The 6,324-nt window shown below is 69.1% G+C and carries 6 protein-coding genes; 3 read left to right on the forward strand and 3 right to left on the reverse strand.

What is annotated here, in order from left to right:
• Window positions 1–11 precede the first annotated feature (11 nt).
• A complete protein-coding gene (locus AC1DTF_RS18250) occupies window positions 12–518 on the forward strand; it encodes a DUF3558 domain-containing protein (protein ID WP_442928689.1) in 507 nt (168 codons plus the stop codon).
• Between the two features lie 12 nt (window positions 519–530).
• On the opposite strand, the gene AC1DTF_RS18255 is transcribed toward AC1DTF_RS18250, so the two are convergent.
• On the reverse strand, window positions 531–1,022 hold the full coding sequence (locus AC1DTF_RS18255; protein ID WP_477475079.1) for a SixA phosphatase family protein: 492 nt from the start codon (window positions 1,020–1,022) through the stop codon (window positions 531–533).
• Between the two features lie 103 nt (window positions 1,023–1,125).
• Here AC1DTF_RS18255 and AC1DTF_RS18260 point away from each other — a divergent pair, with 103 nt between their 5' ends.
• Complete coding sequence (locus tag AC1DTF_RS18260; RefSeq protein WP_477475080.1) at window positions 1,126–2,295, forward strand: metallophosphoesterase family protein; 1,170 nt, start codon at window positions 1,126–1,128, stop codon at window positions 2,293–2,295.
• Window positions 2,292–4,904 carry an AAA family ATPase gene (locus AC1DTF_RS18265; protein WP_477475081.1) on the forward strand — a complete coding sequence of 871 codons (2,613 nt, stop codon included), beginning with the start codon at window positions 2,292–2,294 and terminating at the stop codon, window positions 4,902–4,904. Before AC1DTF_RS18260 ends, AC1DTF_RS18265 begins: the two co-directional genes overlap by 4 nt.
• 40 nt (window positions 4,905–4,944) lie before the next feature.
• Here the strand turns inward: AC1DTF_RS18265 and AC1DTF_RS18270 are convergent, their stop codons facing one another.
• On the reverse strand, window positions 4,945–5,301 hold the full coding sequence (locus AC1DTF_RS18270; protein WP_057165882.1) for a hypothetical protein: 357 nt from the start codon (window positions 5,299–5,301) through the stop codon (window positions 4,945–4,947).
• A gap of 182 nt (window positions 5,302–5,483) precedes the next feature.
• Window positions 5,484–6,324 (reverse strand): NtaA/DmoA family FMN-dependent monooxygenase (locus tag AC1DTF_RS18275; protein ID WP_477475082.1); only part of this gene is annotated, 841 nt, incomplete at its 5' end.

Consider the following 6,324-nt stretch of genomic DNA (forward strand, 5'->3'; position numbering starts at 1 on the left):
CCGCGTTGACCATGGTGATCGGCGTGCAGGGCTGCTCGCGTGCGGTCGACGGGTCGGCGATCAAGGCCGGTTCCGGCGGCGCCGGGCCGCGCAACAACGACTCGGAGAAGACCTACCCCAACCTGCTCAAGGAATGCGACGTCCTGACCGAGGACATCCTGGCCGAGACCGTGGGCGCCGATCCGCTGGACATCCAGAGCACGTTCGTCGGCGCGGTGTGCCGCTGGCAGGCGGCCAACCCGGCCGGGCTGGTCGACATCACCAGGTTCTGGTTCGAGCTCGGGGACCTGGAGAACGAACGCCAGGCCGCCGAGGTGATGAAGTTCCCGATCGAGGATCGCCGGGTCGCCGGCGTGCAGTCGATCGTGATGAAGAACCCGGCCGCCAACGGGGCGTGCGGGGTGGCCAGCGATGCCAGCGGTGTCGTCGGCTGGTGGGTCAATCCGCAGGCTCCCGGTATCGACGCCTGCGCGATGGCCATCAAGCTGATGGAACTGACGCTCGCCACCAACTCCTAGTCAGCGGCGGGATCAGCGCGGAACGTGGAATCCCGCCAGTTGCGCGCCGCCGACCTCGAGGTCACGCCAGGTTGTCGGCACCCGTAGCAGCGCCAGCGCCGAAGTCGGGTACTTCAATTCGATCTCCGCGACCACGTCGGCATCGCTGTGGTCATCGGCCAGGGCGAGTGCCAGCCCCGACATCACCGGCTCGTGTCCGATCACCAGCAGCGTCTGCACATCATCGGCGACGCCATTGATCTCGCCGAGGACGATGCCCGGCGTCGCGTCGTAGATCCGGTCCGCGAAGCGCGCCGGCGCCTCGATCCCGGTCCGCTCCAGGGTCTGTCGGGTGCGGGTCGCCGTCGAGCACAACACCGCGTCGATGGGTGGCGCCTCGGCCCGCAGCCAGTCACCGGCCAGCCCGGCCTCCCGGATGCCGCGCGGGGCCAGCGGGCGGCCGTGGTCGCCGATGCCGCTGGGGTAGTCCGACTTGGCGTGACGCAGCAGCAGAAGCGTTCTCATCCCACTGAGGTTAGGCCATGCCGACGCACGTCCCCGGACTTGTCGGACAGCGGACCTACACTCTCCACGAACGACGATCACCGACCCGGAAAGGAGTGCTGAGATGCGCTTTCTCCATACCGCCGACTGGCAGCTCGGGATGACCCGGCACTTCCTCAGTGCCGGTGGCGGTGAGGCACAGTCGCGCTACGCGGCCGCCCGTCGTGACGCCGTCTCGGGTCTGGGTGCGCTGGCAGCGGAGGTGGACGCCGAGTTCGTCGTCGTCGCCGGTGACGTCTTCGAGGACAACCAGCTGGCTCCGCGTGAGGTGAGCCTGGCGCTGGAGGCCATGCGGGCCATCGGCGTTCCGGTGTATCTGTTGCCGGGCAACCATGATCAGCTCGACGCCGGCTCGGTGTACACCAGCACGCTGTTTCTCGACGAATGCCCCGACAATGTCACCGTGCTGGACCGCGACGGTGCCTTCGAGGTGCGGCCCGGGCTGGAGATCATCGCCGCGCCTTGGCGTTCCAAATCGCCCACCACCGATCTGGCGGCCGCGGTGAGCGCCGACCTGCCTGCCGACGGCACGGTGCGCATCCTGGTCGCGCACGGCGGGGTCGACATCCTGGACCCGGATCCCGGAAAACCGTCGCTGATCCGGCTGGCCGGGTTGGAGGCCACCATCGATCGTGGTGCCGTGCACTATGTGGCTTTGGGGGACAAGCACTCTCGCACCGCGGTCGGCGCCACCGGCCGAGTCTGGTACTCCGGTTCCCCGGAGGTCACCAACTACGACGACATCGAGACCGACCCGGGGCACGTCCTGGTCGTCGACGTCAACGAGCACGATCCGGCGCACCCGGTCCAGGTGTCCGCGCGCCGGGTCGGGCGCTGGCGCTTCCTCACCTTGCGCCACGACGTGAACGATGACCGCGATATCGCCGGGCTCGACGTCAATCTGGATCAGCTGCCCGACAAGGAACGCACCGTGGTGCAACTGGTGCTCACCGGCTCGCTGACCGTCACCGACAAGGCCAAGCTGGACGCCTGCCTGGACCGTTATGCGCGGGTGTTCGCCTCGCTGCGGTTGTGGGAGCGGCACTCCGACATCGTGGTGCTGCCCGCCGACGGCGAATTCGACGATCTGTCGATCGGCGGGTTCGCCGCCGGCGCGGTGCAGGAGCTGGTCGATGCCGCGCGCACCGACGGCACCGAGGCCGAGGACGCCCGATCGGCGCTTGCGCTGCTGCTGCGCCTGTCCGGCGGACACCTGGAGGGCAACGTCGCATGAAGCTGCATCGTTTGGTACTCACCAATTACCGCGGGGTGGCCCACCGCGAGATCGAATTCCCCGACCGCGGTGTCGTGGTGATCAGCGGTGCCAACGAGATCGGCAAGTCGTCGATGATCGAGGCACTGGACCTGTTGCTGACGATCAAGGATCGCTCCACCAAGAAAGAGGTGAAGGCTGTCAAACCCACCCACGCCGATGTGGGTGCCGAGGTGGTCGCCGAAATATCCACGGGCCCCTACCGTTTCGTGTACCGCAAACGCTTTCACAAGCGCGCCGAGACGGAGCTGACCATCGTGGCGCCCAAACGCCAGCAACTCACCGGCGACGAGGCGCACGACCGGGTGCTGGCCATCCTGTCCGAGACGCTCGACACCGCGCTGTGGGAGGCACAGCGGGTGCTGCAGGCCTCGGCCACCGCGCCGGTGGACCTGTCCGGCTGCGACGCCTTGTCGCGCGCGCTCGATGTCGCCGCCGGTTCCTCCGACGATGTCGCAGGCGATGYCGATCCGCTGCTGGTGGACCGGATCGAAGTCGAGTACCTGACCTATTTCACCCCGACCGGACGCCCGACCGGTTCCTGGGCCGCGGCGACCAGTCGGTTGCGCGCCGCCGAGGACGAGGTGGTGCGCAGCGCCGCCGCCGTCGCCGAGGTCGAACAGGCCGTGCTGCGACATGCCACCCTGACCACGCAGCTGGCCGCGTCCGTCGCGCAGGTCGAGGCGGCCCAGGTGCGCGCGACCGCGGCGCAGCAGGCAGCCGCCGCCGTGGCACGGCTGACCCGCGAACGCAACACCGCCCGGGTGGTCGTCGAGGCCGCGACCGCCACCCACACCGCATCGCTCGCGGCGGTCAACGAGCGCCGCCGACTGCGCGCCGCGATCGACGAAAGGTCGAAGTCGGCAGCGGATTTGATTGCCGTGGCCGCCGAATCCGCACGAACCCATGCCGCGGCCCAGCAGGCCAAAGAGGCCGCCGAGATCGCCGCCGAGCAGGCATGCGCCGCCGCGGACACCGCCGCCATCGCAGTCGATGACGCACGCGCCGACCTGGCCGCGCTGATCGCCCGGGACGAGGCGGCGCGGCTCACCGTCCAGCTGAGCAAGCTCGACAGTGCCGCAGCCGAACTCGCCGACGTGGACCGCGAGCTGGTCGGCAACACCATCACCGATGCGCTGATGCAGCAGATCGAGACCGCCGGGCGCGCCGTGCAGCGGGCGGCCGATCAGGCCGAACTCGCCTCGGCCCACATCGAACTCGTCGCACTGGCCGACGTGCAGCTGCGGGTCGGCGAGCAGACCGTCGACCTCGCTGCAGGCCAGGACTGGTCGGCCAGCGTCGGCGCCCCGACCGGAATCGAGCTGCCCGGGCTGTTGCGGGCCCGGGTGGTGCCGGGAGCCGACGCGCTCGACACCCACGCCACCCTGGTCGCCGCCGAAGAGGCCCTCGCCGAGGCGCTGCGGCGTGCCGGGGCAGACAACATCGACGACGCGCGCGAAATGGACGCCCGCCGGCGGGAACTGCGATCCGCGCAGAACCGGCTGCAGGCCACCATCGCCGCGCTCACCAGCGATGAGACCCCCGAGCAGCTGCGTGCCCGGCACGCCGAACTGACTGCCGGACAACCGGTGGTCGCCGGGGACACCGACAGTGCGCGCGCCGCGCTGAAAACGGCCCACGCGGCGCACCGGGCGGCATCGGAGAACGCCGACGTGCAGCGTGCGCTCGCCGCCGCCGCGGTCACCGCGTGCAATGACGCCGCCGTCACCGCGAGCGTGCTGCGGGAGAAGCTCGGCACCGCGCAGTCCGAGCTGCAGGCGGCCAACGCGCGGTTGGTCGCCGAACGGCTCACCGCATCCGATGACCAGCTCAGCCTGGTAGCCGAAGAGGCTGCCGAGAAGGCCGCCCGGGCGGGCACCGAGGTCACCCGCCTGGACGGCGAGCTGGCCGCCGCGCACCCGGAGACGGTGGCCGCCGAACTCGACGCGGCAAACCGCTCCCTACAGGGGCTGTTGCGCGAGCGTGAGGCCGCCGCCACCGCGATCACCGAACTCAGYGCAACGCTCAAACTCTATGGGACGCAGGGGCGTAAGGGCACCCTCGATGCCGCCCACACCGAACGCGAGCATGCCCACGGTGAATACCTGCGCATCGAGCGGCGCGCCCGCGCCGCGCAGACACTGCGCACGGTGATGTTGCGGCACCGCGAATCCGCGCGGCAACGCTATGTCGCGCCGTTCCGCGACGAGATCGAACGGTTGGGCCGCATCGTGTTCGGTGCCGACTTCGAGGTCGACATCGACACCGACCTCACCATCCGCAGCCGCACCCTGGGCGGCCGGACCGTGGGCTACGAATCGCTGTCGGGCGGGGCGAAGGAGCAGATCGGCATCGTGGCGCGGCTGGCATGCGCCTCGCTGGTGGCCAAGGAGGACACCGTGCCCGTCGTCATCGACGATGCGCTGGGCTTCACCGACCCGGACCGGCTCACCCGGATGTCCGCCGTGTTCGATTCGGTCGGCGGCGACGGCCAGGTCATCGTGCTGACCTGCAGCCCGGATCGGTACGCGGGCATCGAGGACGCGCGGCTGATCGAGCTGACCGCGTAGACCGCGGCTTCGACCCGACCGGGGTCAGTGATGGGGCGGTCTAGAAATCCTGCGTCAAGAACAGGTTGAGCGGCGGTTTGCCCTCGCACGTGTCGACCTCGCGCAGGGTGCTGCTGTCCAGAGTGACTGCGCAGACCGAACCGGAACTCAGGGCGTAACTGCCCGTCCACGTGCTGCCGCCCTGYAGGTGCAGGTCGAAGGCAACGGAGCCACCGGTTTGCAGGTGCATGCAGTCCGGGCCGCACGGTGTGAACGTTGCGGTGGACGCCATCGGCGTTCCATCGATCACCCGGGTGTAGGTCCCGGTCAGCGGATCTGCCGATGCCGGTCCCGCCAACGCCACCGCGGCGCCAGAAACCGCCGCGATGACCGCCAATCCTCGGATGAAAGCCGGCATGGTGTGCCCCTCGTTGTCGGTCCGCGGAACCCTCGCTGGTTTCGTCGATGCCGAACATCATCGCAACAACGGTGCAGTACGTGGGCGTTTTGGCGAATTGGCAGCGATTGACAACATGTTGCTGAACAAGCATGGCTCGAGAGTTTCACCGTCGGTGGCGGCGTGTCGGGGCAGAACCTCCACTAGGCGACGGCGTCCGCCACCCCTGCTGTCGCCTGGAGGTCATCCACCGTCGCCCCGGCGGGCAGCGCGCTCAGCCCGAGATGATCCCGCAGGGTGTCGCCGGTGTACTCGGTGCGGAACAGGCCGCGACGCTGCAGTTCGGGGACGACATAGTCGACGAAATCGTTGAAGGTGCCCGGGCTTTGGGCCGCCGACACCATGAAACCGTCGGCCTCGCCGGACGTGAAGGACTCTTCGATCTGATCGGCGACCTGCGACGCGGTCCCGACGTACTGGGGCAGCAGCACGCCCTGGGCGTACCACTTGCCGATATCGCGCAGGGTCAGGTTGTCCCGGTTGGCGACGCGACGGGCGGTGTCGAACAGGCCCTGGGTGCCGGTCACCTGGACGTCCTCCACCGGTGCGTCCAGGTCGTACCGCGAGAAATCGTGATTGGTGTGCACGCTCAGCGTGATCAGCCCGGAGATCGGATCGGCCAGTTCGTTGTGGAAAGCCTGCTTCTCCCTGGCGATGGATTCGGTCTCGCCGATGAACGGGATGAAGGCCGGGAAGATCAGCACACCGTCCGGGTTGCGGCCGAAATTGCTTGCCCGCGACTTGATGTCGTCGTAGTAGGCCCGGCGGCCCTCCGGCGTCGGGTCGATCTCGAAGATGGCCTCGGCCCAGCGGGCGGCGAAATCCCGTCCGGTGTTCGATGAGCCGGCCTGGATGAGCACCGGACGGCCCTGCGGTGAGCGCGGGACGTTCAGCGGACCGCGGGTGCGGAAGAACGTGCCCTCATGGTCGACCCGGCGGATCTTGTCCGGGTCGGCGAACACCCCGGTGGCCTTGTCCACCACC

This window comes from Mycobacterium sp. P4_H6 (assembly GCF_056400845.1).